The organism is Streptomyces sp. NPDC058000 (assembly GCF_042886435.1).
Taxonomy (GTDB): domain Bacteria; phylum Actinomycetota; class Actinomycetes; order Streptomycetales; family Streptomycetaceae; genus Streptomyces.
In genome coordinates, this window is sequence record NZ_JBHVQS010000077.1 from 16,778 (window position 1) to 34,639 (window position 17,862).

The 17,862-nt window shown below is 73.2% G+C and carries 17 protein-coding genes and 1 tRNA gene; 8 read left to right on the forward strand and 10 right to left on the reverse strand.

Going from position 1 to position 17,862, the window contains the following annotated elements; all coding sequences use genetic code 11:
* Window position 1: 1 nt before the first annotated feature.
* The 4 genes from ACFVT2_RS38990 to ACFVT2_RS39005 form a co-directional block, all read right to left on the reverse strand.
* Entirely contained in the window at window positions 2-553 is a 552-nt protein-coding gene (locus tag ACFVT2_RS38990) for an NUDIX domain-containing protein (RefSeq protein ID WP_390026063.1), read from the reverse strand.
* A 65-nt stretch (window positions 554-618) separates the two neighbouring features.
* Entirely contained in the window at window positions 619-1,410 is a 792-nt protein-coding gene (locus ACFVT2_RS38995; protein ID WP_390026065.1) for a glucose 1-dehydrogenase, read from the reverse strand.
* Entirely contained in the window at window positions 1,403-2,056 is a 654-nt protein-coding gene (locus tag ACFVT2_RS39000; RefSeq protein WP_390026067.1) for a TetR/AcrR family transcriptional regulator, read from the reverse strand. The genes ACFVT2_RS38995 and ACFVT2_RS39000 overlap by 8 nt, the downstream gene beginning before the upstream one ends.
* 146 nt (window positions 2,057-2,202) lie before the next feature.
* Entirely contained in the window at window positions 2,203-3,099 is an 897-nt protein-coding gene (locus ACFVT2_RS39005) for a DMT family transporter (protein ID WP_390026069.1), read from the reverse strand.
* Between the two features lie 403 nt (window positions 3,100-3,502).
* On the opposite strand from ACFVT2_RS39005, the gene ACFVT2_RS39010 reads away from it, so the two are divergent.
* Together ACFVT2_RS39010 and ACFVT2_RS39015 are read left to right on the forward strand one after the other, a co-directional pair.
* A complete protein-coding gene (locus ACFVT2_RS39010) occupies window positions 3,503-4,198 on the forward strand; it encodes an ArsR/SmtB family transcription factor (protein WP_390026095.1) in 696 nt (231 codons plus the stop codon).
* A complete protein-coding gene (locus ACFVT2_RS39015) occupies window positions 4,195-5,511 on the forward strand; it encodes an MFS transporter (protein WP_390026070.1) in 1,317 nt (438 codons plus the stop codon). The genes ACFVT2_RS39010 and ACFVT2_RS39015 overlap by 4 nt, the downstream gene beginning before the upstream one ends.
* Window positions 5,512-5,564: 53 nt before the next feature.
* Here ACFVT2_RS39015 and ACFVT2_RS39020 read toward each other — a convergent pair whose 3' ends face one another.
* Complete coding sequence (locus ACFVT2_RS39020; protein ID WP_390026072.1) at window positions 5,565-6,467, reverse strand: response regulator transcription factor; 903 nt, start codon at window positions 6,465-6,467, stop codon at window positions 5,565-5,567.
* A 130-nt stretch (window positions 6,468-6,597) separates the two neighbouring features.
* On the reverse strand, window positions 6,598-7,005 hold the full coding sequence (locus ACFVT2_RS39025) for a (2Fe-2S) ferredoxin domain-containing protein (protein ID WP_390026074.1): 408 nt from the start codon (window positions 7,003-7,005) through the stop codon (window positions 6,598-6,600).
* A 130-nt stretch (window positions 7,006-7,135) separates the two neighbouring features.
* Between ACFVT2_RS39025 and ACFVT2_RS39030 the strand changes: the two genes are divergently transcribed.
* Window positions 7,136-8,578, forward strand: coding sequence for a cytochrome P450 (locus tag ACFVT2_RS39030; protein WP_390026076.1), 1,443 nt, complete (start codon window positions 7,136-7,138; stop codon window positions 8,576-8,578).
* A 318-nt stretch (window positions 8,579-8,896) separates the two neighbouring features.
* Window positions 8,897-10,600: an ABC-F family ATP-binding cassette domain-containing protein gene (locus ACFVT2_RS39035; RefSeq protein ID WP_390026078.1), complete on the forward strand. Its 1,704-nt coding sequence runs from the start codon at window positions 8,897-8,899 to the stop codon at window positions 10,598-10,600.
* Between the two features lie 64 nt (window positions 10,601-10,664).
* On the opposite strand, the gene ACFVT2_RS39040 is transcribed toward ACFVT2_RS39035, so the two are convergent.
* Window positions 10,665-11,348 carry an HAD family hydrolase gene (locus ACFVT2_RS39040; RefSeq protein ID WP_390026097.1) on the reverse strand — a complete coding sequence of 228 codons (684 nt, stop codon included), beginning with the start codon at window positions 11,346-11,348 and terminating at the stop codon, window positions 10,665-10,667.
* A 169-nt stretch (window positions 11,349-11,517) separates the two neighbouring features.
* Window positions 11,518-11,605 (reverse strand) — tRNA-Leu (locus tag ACFVT2_RS39045).
* Window positions 11,606-11,910: 305 nt separating this feature from the next.
* On the opposite strand from ACFVT2_RS39045, the gene ACFVT2_RS39050 reads away from it, so the two are divergent.
* The 3 genes from ACFVT2_RS39050 to ACFVT2_RS39060 all read left to right on the forward strand — a co-directional run bounded on the left by ACFVT2_RS39050 (window position 11,911) and on the right by ACFVT2_RS39060 (window position 14,838).
* Entirely contained in the window at window positions 11,911-13,236 is a 1,326-nt protein-coding gene (locus ACFVT2_RS39050; protein WP_390026081.1) for a M20/M25/M40 family metallo-hydrolase, read from the forward strand.
* 324 nt (window positions 13,237-13,560) lie between these two features.
* Window positions 13,561-13,794: a chaplin gene (locus ACFVT2_RS39055; RefSeq protein WP_390026083.1), complete on the forward strand. Its 234-nt coding sequence runs from the start codon at window positions 13,561-13,563 to the stop codon at window positions 13,792-13,794.
* A 219-nt stretch (window positions 13,795-14,013) separates the two neighbouring features.
* The gene (locus ACFVT2_RS39060) at window positions 14,014-14,838 is read left to right on the forward strand and encodes a chaplin family protein (RefSeq protein ID WP_390026085.1); all 825 of its coding nucleotides are present in this window, start codon (window positions 14,014-14,016) and stop codon (window positions 14,836-14,838) included.
* Between the two features lie 87 nt (window positions 14,839-14,925).
* Here ACFVT2_RS39060 and ACFVT2_RS39065 read toward each other — a convergent pair whose 3' ends face one another.
* Complete coding sequence (locus tag ACFVT2_RS39065; protein WP_014059547.1) at window positions 14,926-15,114, reverse strand: DUF5703 family protein; 189 nt, start codon at window positions 15,112-15,114, stop codon at window positions 14,926-14,928.
* 47 nt (window positions 15,115-15,161) lie between these two features.
* On the opposite strand from ACFVT2_RS39065, the gene ACFVT2_RS39070 reads away from it, so the two are divergent.
* The gene (locus ACFVT2_RS39070; protein ID WP_390026088.1) at window positions 15,162-15,848 is read left to right on the forward strand and encodes a hypothetical protein; all 687 of its coding nucleotides are present in this window, start codon (window positions 15,162-15,164) and stop codon (window positions 15,846-15,848) included.
* 81 nt (window positions 15,849-15,929) lie between these two features.
* Here the strand turns inward: ACFVT2_RS39070 and ACFVT2_RS39075 are convergent, their stop codons facing one another.
* Window positions 15,930-17,807 (reverse strand): ATP-binding domain-containing protein, encoded by a 1,878-nt coding sequence (locus ACFVT2_RS39075; protein WP_390026090.1) that lies wholly within the window; start codon window positions 17,805-17,807, stop codon window positions 15,930-15,932.
* Window positions 17,808-17,862: the final 55 nt, after the last annotated feature.

Consider the following 17,862-nt stretch of genomic DNA (forward strand, 5'->3'; position numbering starts at 1 on the left):
CTCAGACCTCCCCGGCCGCCCGCCGGACCAGCAGTTCCCGGTACGCGGCCAGCCCGTCCGGGGTCCACGGCCAGGCGTCCAACCGCCGGGTCAACTCCTCCTCCGACAGGAAGGCGTGCCAGTCGATCTCCGACTCCTGGGGCGCCACCGGAAGCGTGCAGCGCACCTGGTAGACCGCCGACCACCAGGCGTGCTCGGGCGTCTCGTACAGGAAGCGGAACAGCGGCTCGGGACGGGTCAGCCCGGCCACCCCCAGCTCCTCCTCGGCCTCCCGCAGCGCCGCCTCGTCGTACGTCTCGCCGGTGCCCACCACGCCGCCCACGAACATGTCGTAATGCGAGGGGAACACCAGCTTCCGGGGGGTCCGCCGATGGACGAATATCCGGTCCTCGGCGTCCCGGACCAGGACGAACGCGCAGCGGGTGCGCAGCCGGCGGGCATACGCCTCCGCCCGCGGGGCCTGCCCCACGACCCGGTCCCGTTCATCGACGACATCGAGGACTTCGTCCGCGTTGAGCGGCTCCGGCTCGCCGGACGGTCGTTGATCGGTCATGGGGCCATGGAACCACCCGTGGCGGCGTGCGCACCTGTCGGGGCACGCCGCCACGGATCTTCGGCTCACTGCCCCATGACGTACTTCACGGTCGGGCCGGTGGTCCAGCCGCCGTCCACCGCCAACTCGGCGCCGGTGATGTACGAGGCGGCGTCGGAGAGCAGGAAGACCACCGCACCGGCGATCTCGTGCGCCTCGCCGACCCGGGCCATCGGGGTGTTGGGGTACTTGCCCTCGCCGACCTCGATGCCGACCTGCGCGGTCATCGGGGTGTAGGTCATCCCGGGGTGTACGGAGTTCACCCGGACCCGCGCGGTGCCCCACTCGACCGCGCCGATCTTGGTCAGACCGCGGACGCCCCACTTGGACGCGCCGTAGCCACCGGTCATGGCCAGGCCCATCAGCCCGGCCGCCGACGAGATGTTCACGATCGAGCCCGCACCGCGCTCCTTCATGGCCGGCAGCACGGTCTTCATGCCGATGAAGACACCGGTGAGGTTGACGTCGAGGACCTTGCGGAAGAAGTCGGCGGAGACCGTCTCCAGGGGCGCCCCGGTCGATATCCCGGCGTTGTTCACCAGTCCGTCGACCCCGCCGAACTCCGCCACCGCGAAGTCCACGACCCGCTGCCAGTCCTCCTCGGAGGTCACGTCGTGGGCCAGGAACCGGGCCCGCTCACCGAGCCGGGCCGCGGTCGCCGCGCCCTCCTCCTGGAGGACGTCGGTGAGGACGACGTTGGCACCGGCCGCGACGGCCTGCTCGGCGGCCGCGGCACCCAGCCCGCGGGCTGCGCCGGTGAGGACGACGGTCTTGCCGCTCAGGTCCGCGGCAGGGGGCGCCTGGGTGGGTTCACTCATGGGGAACTCCTTCGGTTCGGGGGGCGGCGGCGAGCAGGAAGGCGGTCGTCGTCCCGGTGAGATCGGCGAGGAACAGTTCCTCGCCCGTCAGGGGTGCGGCACCGTCCAGGTAGTGCCGGGCCCGGTCGGCCAGCGCCGCACCGATCAGCGTCAGCGCGAGGTCCAACCGCTCCAGCCGCACCGCCTCCGGCAGTCCGGCCGCGGCCAGCGCCTCCTCGACCCGGCAGATCAGCCGCCAGTACGCGGTCCCGGCGAGGGTCGGGTGCGGGACCCGGGTGCGGACCCCGCTCTCGTGGCTGAGCTGGGCGGAGATCCGCAGGCAGCGCCGCCCCCGGTCGGTCCGCAACTCGGTGGCCTCCGCCGTCAGCAGCAACCGGATCAGCTCCCGGAGCGCCGGTCCCTCAGCCTCCGCCGCGGCCAGCAGCGGCGCCAGGGCCGCCTCCGTACGGGTCAGCCGGCCGGCCATCACGGCGTCCAGCAGCCCGGCCCGGGAGCCGAAGTGGTACTGCACCGCCGACGGATTGCTCTGGCCGGCCAGCGCGACGATGTCGCGAATCTGGGCGCCGTCCACGCCTTGTGCGGCGAAGACCTCCTCGGCGGCGCGGATCAGCTTTTCCCGGGTCTCGGGGCCTGATGTCCTGGGCATGTCCCGATTCTAATGCCGGACATTAATAAACGCGTAAGGGGTCGTCGGCGGGTCTTTCCGCGGATCTCCCCGGGGGATGCCTCCTGGGGCCTTCCCTGGGGCCTTCCCTGGACCTCGCTGGGCTCCCCTCCGGCCCTCCCGGTGGATCAGCGCGGCTGGAGGTCCCGCGCGTCGTCGGCCGCCCCGGCCCCCGGGGGCATCGCCGGATGGCTACCGATCAGCACGATCCCCGCCACCACCGCGGCGATCCCGGCCGCTTCGAAGGCCAGCGCCCCCGTCGTCACCCGTAGTTGGTCGCCGAGGAAGCCCACCCCGCAGGCGATCCCGGCCAGCGGCTGGGCGGCGGTCAGCGCCGGCAGCGACATCCGCAGCGGCGCCGACTCGAAGGCGCTCTGCACCATCACCAGCGCCAGCACCCCGAGCACCACGATCGCGTACGGCTGCCAGCTCGTCAGCAGTTCGTGCCAGCCTCCCGCCGTGAACCGCAGACCGCTGATCCGGGTCAGCGCGTCCTGGAGGCCGTAGAGCAGCCCGGCCGCCACGCCCAGCAGCGCGGCCTCCAGGCTGACGTGCACCCGCTCCCGTTTGGCGACCGCCGCCAGCACCAGGGCGGTGGACATCACCCCGCCCATGATCAGCCACTGCGCCAGCTGCCCCACCTCGCTGTTGCGCCCGCCGTGCGGCTGCCCGGCCACGATGAACGCGGTCACCCCGCCCGCCAGCAGCCACAGGCCGGCCCAGCCGCTGCGGCCCAGTCGCTGCCGGGAGATCCGCCGCGCCAGCGCCATCGCGAACAGCAGGTTCGTCGCCATCAACGGTTCGACGAGGGTGATGTCCCCCATCCCCAGCGCCACCGCGCCCAGCGCCATCCCCATCACCATCAGCACGATCCCGGCCACCCAACGGGGCATCCGGACCAGGTCGAGCAGCAGCCGGAAGGAGAGGTAGTCCTGCGGCGGGGCGTGCTGCGCCGCGATCTGCTGGAGGACGAACCCGGTGCCCAGACAGCATGCCGCGGCAAGGGCGAGCAGGATCACCGTCACGTCGCACACCTCGTATCGCGCGGGGCGGGGGATGCGCCCGAGGATAGTCAGCCACGGTGGCCGAAACATCGAAGCAGAGCCCTCGACTCCGCCATTCTCGCGCGTACCCGTCTGTACCACCGGCCGCCGTCCGTTACGGACACCGTCTCAGCCTCCAGCCAATTGCAGAGACTTCTTTGCAGAGAAACCTATGCAGAGAACTCTCTGCATCTCTAGGGTGCTACCCATGACCCGCGATCACGTGACCGACGACGATGTGCCCCGCGACGACATGCCTCACGGCGATGTGCCCCGCGACGACGTGCCTCACGACGACGTGCCTCACGACGACGTGCCTCGTGGCGGTGGCCGGCCGGACGCCCCCGGCGCCGCCGCGTCCCCCGCACCGCGCCCCACCCGCCGGATGGACGCCCGCAGTCTGCGCGGCCTCGCCCATCCGCTGCGGATGCGCATCCTGGAGCTGCTGACCCTCGACGGTCCGGACACCGCCACCGGCCTCGCCCGTCGGCTCGGCGAGAACACCGGCACGGTCAGCTGGCACCTGCGTCAACTCGCCGACCACGAGTTCATCGAGGAGGAGACCGGCCGCGGCACCAAGCGCGAACGCTGGTGGCGGGCGGTGGCGGTCTCCCGCCAGCTCAACACCACCGACTTCCGCGACGATCCGGACGCCCGCGGCCCGCTCTCGGTCTACGTCCACGAGCTCGTCCAGCAGCACTTCCACCAGGTCGTCGGCTACCTCGCGGAGGACTGGGGGCCGCAGTGGCGGGACGCCGGCACGATCGTGCAGTGGCACGACCTGACCATGACGCCCGATCAACTGGCCGCGATGAACCGCGAGTTGGAGCAAGTGGTGACCCGGTACCGGGACGCCACCGGACGGTCCGGTCCGGACGTCGGGACGCCCGCGGCTCCCGGTGCGGCCGCCGCGCAGCCCGTCATCGTCCAGCTCCAGTCGTTCCCCCGCAAGCCCCGGCCGGACCGCGCCGCGCCCTCGGACGCCACCGCACAGCAGCCGGACCCCGCCGAGCAGATCGAGCAGACGGGCCAGACGGAGCAAGCCGACCGGGCCGACCGGGCCGACCGGGCCGAGTCATGAGCGGTCTGCTCCGTCGCCACCGGGACTTCCGGCTGCTCTGGTGCGGGGAGACCGCGGGCAAGTTCGGCGCCGCGGTCACCGGGGTGGCGATGCCGCTGACCGCCGTCGCCACCTTGCACGCCGGCACCTTCGCGGTCGGCGTGCTGAGCGCCTGCGCCTGGCTGCCCTGGCTGCTGATCGGGCTGCCGGTCGGCGTCTGGGTGGACCGGACGCGCCGCCGGCCCCTGATGCTGGGCGCCGCCGCGCTCTCGATGGCGGTGTTCGCCGCGGTCCCCGTCATCGCCTGGTGCGGTGGGCTGAGCCTCGGCCTGCTGACCGGCGGGGCCCTGCTGAGCGGCGCCGCGGCGGTGGTCTTCCAGACCGCGTACAGCGCCTACCTCCCCGGCCTCCTCGCCCCCGCCGACCAGCCCGAGGGCAACGCCAAGCTGCACGGCAGCGCCTCGGCGGCGCAGCTAGCCGGGCAGGGCGCGGGCGGCTTCCTGGTCCAACTCGCCGGCGCCGTCAACGGGTTGCTGGCCAACGCGGCCACCTTCCTGGTCTCCCTGCTCTGCCTGTTCGCCATCCGCCACCGCGAACCGCACCCGGCCGGCGCCGGCGAGCGCGCCCCGCGGTCCCTGCGCGCCGAGGTCACCGAGGGGCTGCGGCTGGTGTCCGGCGATGTCTGGCTGCGCACGCTGACGCTCTTCGGCGCCGCCTCCAACCTGGCGCTGATGGGGTACCAGTCGATCCTGCCGGTCTTCCTGGTCCGCGAGGCCGGGCTGCCGCCGGGCGCGGTCGGCGCCCTGCTGGCGGCGGCCGGCACCGGCGGTATCGCGGGCGCCTTCGCGGTCCGCCGGGTCGCGGTCCGGATCGGCACCGCCCGCGCCACCCTGCTCTTCGAACTCGGCCTGCCCACCCTGGCGTTGCTCATCCCGCTCACCACCGCCGGGCCCGGCGCCGCCCTGTTCGTCGCCGGCAGCTTCGGGGTCTCCGCGGGAGTGGTCGGCGGCAACGTCCTCAAGTCGGGCTTCCAGCAGGCGTACTGCCCGCCCGCGCTGCTCGGCCGGGTCGCCGCCAGTGCCGCCTTCCTCAACTACGGCACGCTGCCGCTGGGCGCCCTGCTCGGCGGTGCGCTCGGCGCCACACTGGGCGTCCGTACGGCCATGTGGATCACCACCACGGGCGTCCCGCTCGCCGCCCTGATCCTCCTCGCCTCACCGGTCCGCACCGCCCGCGACCTACCGTCGCGCCGCACGGCGACCGACACCGACGCCCCGTACGCCGACGCCCCATGCACCGACGAGCCCGACGGCGACCTTCTCGCACGCCCCTGAACCGCACCGCCCGGGATACTCAGCGCCTCTGCCCGGGGCCTGGCGGGGGACCGTCACCCAGACTGCGGCCGGCCCCGAGCCACCTCCTGCGACGAGCCGCCCGCCCCGCCCGCCGGGACCGCCCCGCCCGCCGAGACCGCCCCGCCCGCCGGGACCGCCCCGCCCACCGGAACCGCCTCCCCAACGGGTGCGCCGGCACCCACCACCTCGCCGCCCCCGGGGTCGAAGCGGTAGCCGGCGCCCCACACCTCCGTCAGCAGCCGCGGTGCGGCCGGATCCCGTTCCATCTCCGCCCGCAGCCGCGCCACCCGCGCCGCCACCGCCGACAGATCGCCGAAGTCCCGCCCCCAGACCCGCTTGAGCAGCTGCTCCCGCGAGAAGATCCGCCCGGGGTGCCGCATCAGGAACACCAACAGCGCGAACTCGTCCTCAGTGAGATCGAGTTCCCGGCCGGCACGGAGCGCCCGCCCGGCCCCGGGATCGGCGGTCAGGTCCCCGCCCCGCAGGACCGGCGCCGACCCGGCGGCGAGGTCAGCACCCCCGGCCCGGTGCAGCGCCGCGGCCACCCGCGCCACCAGCTCCCGCGTCCCCACGGGCCCCGCCCCCGCACGCTCCGCCGCTGTTCCCGCGCCCGCCGTCCCGCTGTGCTCGGTCAACGGCACCACGGGGACCGCCGGCCCGCCGCCGCTCCGCCGCAACCGGCGGCGCAACTCCAGACCGTCGATGCCCGGCAGCGCCGGATCGAGCACCACGGCGTGCGGATGGAAGTCCGCGGCCAGTTCCAGGGCGGTGAAGCCGTCGGTGGCGTACGCGGTGGTGTGGCCGGCGCGGGCGAGCCCGGCGGTGACGGCCGTGGCGACGGCCGGGTCGTCCGCGACGACCAGCACGCGATGCGGCGGTCCCGCCGCACGCACCGGGGAGCCGGGCGGGGGAGCGGGCGGCACTGTGCGGCGCACGGCTCAGCCCGCCCCTGTAGGGAGGCGCGTCCGGGAGCGCGCCATCAGGCCGGAGGTCATACCTCCAGCCAACACCCGCCCACGCCCCTCCGCGCGCCGAAGCCGGTCCCGCCCCGCCCCGGGCCGCCCGCTAATTTTCCAGCTGCTCCCGCACCCGCCGGGACACCTTCATCGCGTACAGGTCCAAGACGCCGGGCGGCTCCGCGAGGCCCGGCCCGCCGGCCCGTATCCAGGCGGCGATGTCGGCCAGCGCGTCATCGTCGTTGACCAGCCCCAGCCACACCGGCCGGCCCCCCGCGGCCCGCCCGGCCGGCGACGGCTGCACCACGACCACGTTCGCCTGGTCGCAGACGTCCAGGCAGTCCGAGGCGCGGACCGGTGCCGCCCCGTCCAGCGCCGCCCGCAGCCGGGGTATCTGCCCGGCGTGGTCGACCCCCGGGATCTTCGCCGCGTCCCCGCAGCAGCAGCCGCGGCAGACGGTGACCCGACACTGTTGTGCGGTGGTGCGTCCCGCCCGCCCGGCCTGCTTTTCGATCATCCGGACATGCTACGTGCCCCCGCCGCACCGACCGGCCGGCCCCGGCCACCGCCGGTCGCCGCCCGGTCCGTTGCCCACACCACGCCGCGCCGCGACATTCCCCGGCCCGTTCGTGGATAGGAATCGGAGCATGTCCCTGACCAACCCCTCGCCCCGTTCCGGTGCCGGCACCGGGCCGGCGCCCCGGCCCACCGCCGGCGGTACCGCCCCGACCACGATCCCCGGCCCCGCCGGCCTCCCCGTGATCGGCTCGCTGCTCGATCTCCGCCGCGACTCCCTCGGAGCCTTTTTAAGAGCCCAGCGCGAACACGGCGACGTGGTCCGGCTGGAGGCCGGCCCACCCGGATTCCGCAGCGTCTTCTACGCCGTCTTCGCGCCCGAGGGCGTCCAGCAGATCCTCGGCACCCAGGCCGCCAACTTCCGCAAGGACCACCCGCTCTACGAGGAGGTCCGCCAGGCGTTCGGCAACGGCCTGCTCACCAGCCAGGACACCGACTACCTCCGCCAACGCCGGCTGGTGCAACCGCTGTTCACCAAGCGCCGGGTCGACGGCTACGCGGCGGCCGTGACCACCGAGGCCGACGCGGTCACCGCCCGCTGGCGGTCCGCCGAGGGCGGCGTGCTCGACCTCGTCCCCGAGATGAACCGGCTCGCCCTGCGCACCGTCGCCCGGATCCTCTTCGGCCTCGACGTGGAGGCCGCGGTGGCCGCCATCCACCGCTCCGCCCCCGTCATCAACGACTACGTCGTACGCCGCGCCTACGCGCCCCTGAAGGTGCCCCGCGACTGGCCCACCCCCAGGAACGTCCGCACCCGCCGGGTCACCGCCGAACTCAACGCGCTGTGCGACCGGATCATCGCCGAACGCCGTACGGCCGCCGCCGACGGTGCCACCGGGGCCCCGGACCACAACGACCTGCTCTCCCTGCTCGCCGCGGCCGGCAACGAGGAGGACGGCACCCTCGATGCCACCGAGGTCCGCGAACAGGTCCTGATCTTCCTGCTGGCCGGCCACGAGACCACCGCCACCTCCATGGCATTCACCCTCCACCTGCTCGCCCGGCACCCCGGCGAACAGACCCGGATCCGCGCCGAACTCACCCGCGTCCTCGGCGACCGCACCCCCACTGCCGCCGACCTGGACCGCCTGCCGCGGCTCACCCGGGCGTTCAAGGAGTCCATGCGGCTGTACCCGGCCGCTCCCGTGGTCAGCCGCCGGGCCGTGGAGGCCACCGAGATCGCCGGCTTCCGCCTCCCGGCCGGCGCCGACGTGGTCGTCGCCCCCTGGGTCACCCACCGCCACCCGGACCTCTGGGAGGACCCCGAGCGGTTCGACCCGGACCGCTTCACCCCCGAACGCGAGGCGGAGCGCCACCGCTACGCCTGGTTCCCGTTCGGTGGCGGCCCGCGGGCCTGCATCGGCCAGCACTTCTCGATGCTGGAATCCGTCCTGGCCCTGGCGATCCTGCTCCGCTCCCACGAGCTGGAGGCCATCGACCAGGACGTACCGGTAGCCGCCGGCATCACCCTCCAGGCGACCGGCCCGGCCCGGGTGCGCCTCCGCGCCCTCTAGACCCCGGCGGCCACGGACGAGAATGCAAACGCAACAAAAATAGCGTTTGCATTCTCGCCCACCGCCCTCTACGGTCGTAGACGTCCACCCCGCCCCGGCCGACGGCCCGGCGGGTTTCCCTCCCGACAGGAGAAGGCCGTTGCTCGTCTGAGGTCCGGAAGACACCGCGCCCGCGACCGGCGATCCGCTCTGCGATCCCCGCCCCGCGTGGCCCGTCCGTGACCTCGGCGTACGCACGGCGTACCCGAACCCCGGCACTGCCGCGGTGTCTCCCTGCGCAAGCATCGCCCGCCCCGCGCACACCTCCCGGAGACCCGTATGTCAAAGCCCCCCGCCGCCTCCTCCGCGGCCATCGTCTGCGCCAACACCGGCTTCAGCTGGCCCGACGGCACCCCCGTCCTTGACGGCTTCCAGTTCTCCGTCGGCCCCGGCCGCACCGGACTCATCGGCCTCAACGGATCAGGAAAGTCCACCCTGTTGAAGCTGATCGCCGGCGAACTGACCCCCACCGAGGGCAGCGTCAAGGCCGTCGGCGAGGTCGGCTACCTCCCGCAGCACGCCTCCCTCGACACCCACCTCCGGGTCGACGAGGCGCTCGGCATCGCCGCCGCCCGCACCGCCCTGCACGCCATCGAGGACGGCGACCCGAGCGAGGAACACTTCACCGCCCTCGGCGACGACTGGGACGTGGAGGAGCGCGCCCGCGCCACCCTCGACCAACTCGGCCTGCACACCATCGACCTCGACCGCACCCTCGGCGAGCTCTCGGGCGGCGAGTCCGTCCTGCTCCGCCTGGCCGCCCTGCTGCTCCGCCGCCCGGACGTGCTCCTGCTCGACGAGCCCACCAACAACCTCGACCTGCCCGCCCGCCGCCGCCTCTACGACGCGGTCACCGCCTGGTCCGGGGTCCTCCTCGTGGTCAGCCACGACCGCGAACTCCTCGACCGCGTCGACCGGATCGCCGACCTCCGCGTGACGAGAGGCGCGGCGCGCTGGGGGTCCCCCCGGACGGAGTCCGGGGGAGCCTCGGCCGAGGGCGGTGGTGGGCGACGGGTGGGCGTGCACTGGTACGGCGGCAACTTCACCGCCTACGAACAGGCCCTCGCCGTCGAACAGGAGGCGGCCGAGCGGATGGTCCGGGCCGCCGGGGCCGACGTCGCGCGCCAGAAGCGCGAACTGGCCGACGCCCAGGTCAAACTCGCCCGCCGGGTCCGCTACGGCAACAAGATGTACGCCCAGAAGCGCGAACCCAAGATCGTCATGAACTCCCGCAAACAGGAGGCCCAGGTCTCGGCCGGCAAACACCGCGCCCTGCACACCGAACGCCTCCAAGAGGCCAAGGGCCGCCTCGACGAGGCCGCCGAAGCGGTCCGCGACGACGACGAGATCCGCATCGACCTCCCGTACACCGCGGTCCCCCCGGGCCGCACCGTCCTCACCGCCAGCGGCCTACGCACCCGCTACGGCACCCACGCCGACCTGGAGGTACGCGGCCCCGAACGGATCGCCCTCACCGGCCGCAACGGCTCCGGCAAGACCACCCTGCTCCGCACCCTCACCGGCGAACTCCCGCCGGCCGCCGGCACCGCAGAGGTCCACGTCCCGCACCGTTTCCTCCCACAGCGCCTCGACGAGGTCCTCGACAACGACCTCACCGTCGTCGAGAACGTCGCCCGCTACGCCCCGGACGCCACCGTCAACCGCATCCGCGCCCGCCTCGCCCGCTTCCTCTTCAAGGGCGCCCGCGCCGACCGACAAGCCGGCACCCTCTCCGGCGGCGAACGCTTCCGGGCCGCCCTGGCCGCCCTGATGCTCGCCGAACCGGCCCCCCAACTCCTCCTCCTCGACGAACCGACCAACAACCTCGACATGTCCTCCGTCCGCCGCCTGGTCACCGCCCTCCACTCCTACGAGGGCGCCCTCCTCGTGGTCAGCCACGACCCCCGCTTCCTCCGCGAGCTCTCGATCACCCGCTGGCTGACCCTGGCATCGGGCGAACTCACCCCCACCGACCCGCTCTGACCCCCGACCGCCCGACACGAGCCCGCGGCCGCCCCCACCCGGGGTCGACCGCGGGCTTCCGCCCTCAGAAGTGGTGCACCAACTCCCCGAACGCCCCCAGCCGCAGCACCTTCGCATCCCCCGGATCCAACTCCTCGTGCTCCAGCACCCAGGTGTGGACGTGCGGGATGAACACCGCGTTCAGCCCCGCCGACCGGGCCGGCAGGATGTCCGACTTCGGGGAGTTCCCGACCATCCACGTCCGCTCCGGCACGAGCCCGTAGGCCCGCGTCAGCTCCTCGTACGTGGCCACGTTCTTCTCCGGCACGATGTGCACCCCGCGGAAGTGCCCGGTCAGCCCCGACGCGACCACCTTCCGCCGCTGCTCCTCCTCGTCCCCCTTGGTCAGCAGCAGCATCTCGTGCCGCCCCGCCAGCTCCGCCAACGTCTCGGCCACCCCCGGAATCAGCTCCACCCGATCCCCCGCGAAGGCCGCCCCCCACCCGTCGATCCGCGCCCGCTCCGCCGCGGTGGCCGCCCGCCCCCGCACCCGCTCCACGCACTCCCCGAGGCTCCGCAGGAACACCTTGCTCCCGTACCCCAGCGTCACCGCGTTCGCCGCCTCGATCCCGTCGAGCACGGCCCGCACGGCCCCCCGCTCCAGCCCCGGCCCCGCCAGCCACCCCGTGAACTCGTCAATCACCCGCTCGAAGATCACGTTGTTCTCCCACAACGTGTCATCCGCATCAAAGATCAACACCACCCGCACCCCTCTCACCGACCACGAACGGAGGCACCCTACGCAGGCGACCGCACCCCCGCACCGCAAATTCCGAGCGGCCCGAGCCCGCCACGACGAACGCCCAGAAGCACCACAGGAACGGCCCAGCAACAGCAAAAGGCCCCAGATCAGAAGATCTGGGGCCTTGATTGCCTCATGGTGTCCGAGGGGGGACTTGAACCCCCACGCCCGATAAAGGGCACTAGCACCTCAAGCTAGCGCGTCTGCCATTCCGCCACCCGGACAAGGTGTCTGTCGTTGCGGCCTCCGGGCCGTTCCGACGAGGAAAACAATAGCAAACGTTCGGGGGTGGTCGATCACCCCCGGTCCGGGGCCGCCGCGCGCCTGTGACCAGGGCATGTCGGGAGTATTGCGGCCTTGGGCGGAGCGGGTGCGGGGTGGAGGATGGCGGGTGGACCCCGCCGCGGAGTGCTCTCGGGCGCTGCCGCGGCCGTGAACCAAGAGGAGGCAGTGTGAGCGAGCCGCGCGAGCGAACCATGGAAAGGTGCGAGTCCCGCGAATGCGGGGCCGAGCGAAGCGAGGTTTCGGCATGAGCGAGTCGCAGCCGGCCCGTACGGTCACCGGTGAGGACGAGGTGGTCGATCTGTGCCGGGATCTGATCAGGATCGACACCAGCAATTACGGCGATCACTCGGGGCCGGGGGAGCGCGTCGCCGCCGAGTACGTCGCGGCGAAGCTCGCCGAGGTCGGCCTGGAGCCGCAGATCTTCGAGTCCCACAAGGGGCGGGCGTCGACCGTCGCGCGGATCGAGGGGGAGGACCGGTCGCGGCCGGCCCTGCTGATCCACGGGCACACCGACGTGGTGCCGGCCAACGCCGACGACTGGACCCACCACCCGTTCTCCGGGGAGATCGCGGACGGGTGCGTGTGGGGCCGCGGCGCGGTCGACATGAAGGACATGGACGCGATGACGCTGGCCGTGGTGCGTGACCGGCTGCGCACGGGGCGCAAGCCGCCGCGGGACATCGTGCTGGCGTTCCTGGCGGACGAGGAGGCCGGCGGCACCTACGGTGCGCGGTATCTGGTCGACAACCACCCGGAGCTGTTCGAGGGGGTGACCGAGGCGATCAGTGAGGTCGGTGGGTTCTCCTTCACCGTCAACGAGAACCTGCGGCTGTATCTGGTGGAGACGGCCCAGAAGGGCATGCACTGGATGAAGCTGACTGTGGCCGGGTCGGCCGGGCACGGATCGATGATCCACAGGGACAACGCCATCACCGAACTGTCCGAGGCGGTCGGGCGGTTGGGGCGGCACGAGTTCCCGGTGCGGGTGACCAAGACGCTGCGGGCCTTCCTGGACGAGCTCGGGGACGCGCTGGGCACCGAACTGGACCCGGAGAACATGGACGCGACGCTGGCCAAGCTCGGCGGCATCGCCAAGCTGATCGGCGCGTCGCTGCGGAACACCGCCAACCCCACGCAGCTGGGCGCCGGTTACAAGGTCAATGTGATTCCTGGCGAGGCCACCGCCCACGTCGACGGCCGATTCCTGCCCGGGTACGAGGAGGAGTTCCTGGCGGACCTGGACCGGATCCTGGGGCCGCGGGTCAAGCGCGAGGACGTCCACGCGGACAAGGCGCTGGAGACCACCTTCGACGGTGCCCTGGTGGACGCGATGCAGTCCGCGTTGCAGGCCGAGGACCCGATCGCGCGGGCCGTGCCGTACATGCTCTCCGCGGGGACGGACGCCAAGTCCTTCGACGACCTGGGGATCCGCGGGTTCGGGTTCGCGCCGCTGAAGCTGCCGCCGGAGCTGGACTTCGCCGGGATGTTCCACGGTGTCGACGAGCGGGTGCCGGTGGACGGGCTGAAGTTCGGGGTGCGGGTGCTTGACCGATTCATCGACCAGAGCTGAGCCGAGCCGACCAGAGCTGGCCCGACCCGTCCGGCCAGAGTCGACCTGAGTCGAACTGGCCGGGAAGGGGCTTCGGTTGGTGGGGGCGGGGTTCCGGTGCGCAGCCGGAGCGGGTGGGTGCCTTCCCTGCGGGGCTGTGGGCGTGGGGAGTTGGTCGGTGAGAGGGCGTGCGGAGAGGGCGGAGTCGGCGTGAATTTCCTGCCTTTCGCGTTGACTTCGCTGGAAAGGGTGAATGCCGCGATGTGTTCGTAGCTTCAACGGCCCGGTCTTCGTTGATCTGATTGCGGTCCGCGGCTGGGACCGCATTGCCTACAAGGAGGAACCATGATCAAGAAGGTCGTCGCCGCTGCTGCGGTTGCCGGTGGTGTCGTTATGGCCGGCGCCGGCCTGGCTGTTGCCGACTCCGGTGCCCAGGGTGCCGCGGTGCACTCCCCGGGTGTGCTTTCCGGCAACGTCGTTCAGGCCCCGATCCACGTTCCGGTGAACGTCTGCGGCAACACGGTCTCGCTGATCGGCCTGCTGAACCCGTCCTTCGGCAACACCTGCGTAAACGACTGACGCTTCCGGCCCGTTGAGGGCCGGCCCAGCCCGGCTCCGGAATGTCGTTCCGACATTCCGGAGCCTCTGGGCATTTTCGCGGACGGGTGAAGCCTCCCCGGGAGGAAGCCTGCGGAGCGTGACACTCACCTCCGCCGGTCACCACCCGCCCGCATTTCCGTAAGGGCACAAGGCAGGGGAAGACTTATGAGACAGGTCGCACGAAAAGGCCTGATCACCATGGCGGCCGCAGGCGGCGTGCTCGCCATGGCCGCCGGATACGCGCACGCGGACGCCAAGGCCGCGGGTGGTACGGCGAATTCACCGGGCGTCGGATCGGGCAACACGATCCAGGCCCCGATCGACGTCCCGGTCAACGTGTGCGGCAACACCGTTGACGTGGTCGGTCTGCTCAACCCGGCGTTCGGCAACCACTGCGCGAACGGGTCCGGCGGGCGGCACGGAGGCGGCCACGATCGTGGGCACGGCCAGGGGGGCAAGCACCGGCGGACGTCCGGTGAGCACGGCGGGGCCACCGCCGTGGGCGGGGCGAAGGACTCGCCGGGCGTCGCGTCCGGCAACACCATCCAGGCCCCGATCGACGTGCCGATCAACGTCTGCGGCAACAGCGTTGACGTGGTCGGCGCGCTGAACCCGTCGTTCGGGAACGACTGCGACAACGCCTCGCCGACGGGCCCCGGCCACCCGCACCACCCCGGCCACCCGTCGCAGCCCGGCCAACCGCCGGAGCAGGGCCACCCCGGCAATCCCGGCGGCCCGCACCATCCGGGCACTCCGCACCAGCCGGGGCACCCCGGTGGCCCGCACGAGCCGAGGTCCGTCGCTCCGCAGACGCCGGGCACCCCGCACACGCCGGGCACCTCGGGCGTACGGACGCAGACCGCGGGCGCACCGCACACCCGGAACGCGGCGACGCCGCAGGACGGGGCGGGGCAGCTGGCGCACACCGGTGCCGGGGCGCTGGGCTACGCGATCCCGGGCAGCGCCGGACTGCTGCTCGGGGGCGCCATCCTCTACCGGCGGGCGCGTACCGTCCGTAGCTGATCGGCAGCACGTGGTGTGACCGCACGACGGAGCGGGCCCCTGTCCCTGACCGGGGCCCGCTCTGCTGCGATCACACCCTCCCGGGGCTCACCACGTCGCGCGGAGCTGTCGGATGATCCGGCGGCGCAGCCGGACCCGGCGGCTACCGTCGGGATTGAGACGAAGTCGGTCCAACTCCCAGTGTCCGTACTCGGCATGGTCGGTCAGCAGGCGTGTGGTGGCCTTGCGGGAGACGCCCCGGGGCACGTACACATCGCAGAATTCGTATTCCGGCATCGCATCTATTGTGCGGGACCGGCCCTGGTACGGATAGCGTCTGCACTATGTCTGATGCTGCGCAGCCTTCCGCTGCCGAGGTACGTGCCGCCGCTGAGGCGGTCAAAGCCGCGCTGGACCGTCACCTCGAAGCGGTCGAGCGCCGCTCGGGGCCGGACGACCCGGCCGTCTACGCCGCGTTCGACGAAGTCGCCGCGGCTGCTGAGGCCTATGACGAGCTGCTCTACGACGCCTACGACGAGGTCACCCCCTTCGAGATCCCCGGGAACGACACTCTGCCCGCCTACGCGGGGCCCGAGGAGCCGAGCGCGCTGAGCGTGCTCATCCGGCGCGACTACACCGTCGCCAAGCCGCAGCGCCTGCTGCATCAGGCACAGCGCATCGCGTCCCTGGACCCGGATGCCGCTGATGACGCGGCGGGCAGCGCCACGGATGCGGCCGCGGTGGTCGGCAGCAGTGTCTACGCCGCGCTCGGGGTGCTCTTCGGGGAGTACGAACCGGACGAGATCGCCTCCCGGCACAAGGAGTTCGGCCTGGAGGAGGGCGATTCCGCGCTGTGGGTGGCGGCCGTCGACGAGCCGGCCGAGCCGGGGGAGTGGCTCGCCGCGCCGTTCGACCAGACGGATCCGCAGCGGGTGGTGTGCCGCTTCGACGTCAGCTCGGTCTTCGACGAGGAACTCGACGACGATGACGATGACGACGAGCTGCTGGAGCCGGCCGACCGGAGGCGGTGAGGCGCGGCAGCACGGGCCCGCGGGGCGGACGGCCGGTGTGCCGTCGTCCCGCGGGCCCACCGCTGGGGGCGGGCGGTGCGGTCAGTCCGCGGCCGGGTCCGCCGACTGCTCCTCGGCCTGTAGGCGCAGCAGCGTCCGCAGCCGGGTGGTGCGCTCCTTGGCGGGCAGCTCGGCGACCGCGCGGGAGAGTGCCTGGTCCACGCCCTGGACCACCGACAGATGCCGTTCGCCGCGGCTGAAGGCGGTGTAGACCCAGGCGCGGGTCAGGCCGCCGGCGGCGTCGCCGGGGAGGACCACGACCGCGGCGGGCCAACGCGACCCGGCCGCCTGATGGGCGGTGAGTGCCCAGCCGTGCCGGACGGCGCCGGAGTCGACCTGTTCGCGGGGGACGACCACGGCGGTGCCGTCGCAGTCGAGGTGCAGGCCGTCGGCGTCGGCACCGGTGACCGTGCCGGGGAGCGTCCGGCCCAGCGCCGGGGCGTACGCCACGCGGTCGCCGGGGTCGAAGCCGCCGAACCGGCCGGGGCCGGGGTTGAGGCGCTCCTTCAGCGCGGCGTTGAGCGCGCGGGTGCCGGCGGCGCCGCCGTGGCCGACGGTGATGACCTGCGTCTGGTCGGCGGCGATGCCCAGCGCCCGGGGCACCGAGTCGGCGACCAGCTGGACCGTGCGGTGCACCGCCTCGCCGGCGTCCCGCACGGGGACGGTCACCACCTCCTTGCCGGGTGCCTCGACCGCGTCGAGTTCGCCGATGCCGATGCCCGACACCAGCTCGCCGATCGGCCCGAAGTCCGGGGTGCGGGAGGCGACCTGGGGGCAGAACCGGGACTGTAGGAGGTCCTGGAAGAGCCGTCCGGGACCGGCGGACCACAGGACGCCGGGGTCGCCGCTGAGCACCAGGCGCGTCCCGTCGGACAGCGATTCGACGAGCAGGGCGGTGGTGTCCAGGTCCAGCTGCGGGGCGTCCAGCACGACGAGCAGGTCGAGGGCGAGCGCGCCGTCCGCGTCCCGGCCCGGGCCTTCCTGTCCGGACAGCAGACCGGCGACCGTCACCGCGGCCTCCGCCGCGGCCGGGCCGGCGGGCTCCCCGGCGGCACCGCCCGGTGCGGCCTCGGCGAGGTGCGCGGCCAGCCGTCGGCGGCCGTCCGCGGTGTGGGTGGCGCCGAACGCCCGCAGTCCGAGGGCGCGGGCCGCGGCGATCAGCGCGGCGGGTTCGGCGCGGGCCGCCTCGCCGCCGGTGTGGGCCGTCAGACCGCTGCCCGCCACGGTCCGGATGAGCTCGGTGGCGGAGGACGAGGGGGCGTCCGCCGCGACGGCTGCCCAGGCTTCGGGGGAGGGGCGGACCGGGGCGACGTCTTCCCCGGGGGTCGGCGGGGCGTCCGGGCCGTCGGCCTCCGGGGGCGCGGCCGCCGGGTCGTCCGTGGCGGCGGTGTCCTCGCCGGTCGGTGCCTCGTCGTCCGACCCGGTGTCGTAGGCCGGTGCGTCGGTGGGCGGTTCGAAGGTGTTCAGCAGTCGGGCCAGTCCGTCGGCGACGCTCTCCTCGGCCATGGCGAGGCGGTCCAGGCCGAGCAGGATGCGGACCGGCTGCTCCTCGTCGTCCTCCGCGGCGGCCCGGGGGCGGGCCGGGGTGTCCAGCGCGTCCTGGAAGACCAGCACCGCGCCGTCCGCGATGGCGCTCTGGAGGGCCTCGTCGGGGTCGGGTACGGAGCGTTGGGAGAGGGCGGCGCGCAGCGCGGACGCCTCCAGGGCGGAGTGGCCGACGACCGCGGCCTGCTCCAGCAGCCAGCCGATCAGGGCTTGGGCGCGCCGCTCGTCGCCGGGACCGCAGGCGGGGCCGAGCAGTGCTCGGGCGAAGCCGTCGGCCTGCTCGGGGCGGACGCCGGGCAGGGCAAGCAGCTGCCAGGGGTCCTCGGTCAGCGTCTCGGCGGCGAGCGCGAGAACGCGAGTGCTGCGAGTGGGCATGAATCGGCTCCAGGATTCGGGATCGGGATCGGGATCGGGAAAGGCACGCACCGGA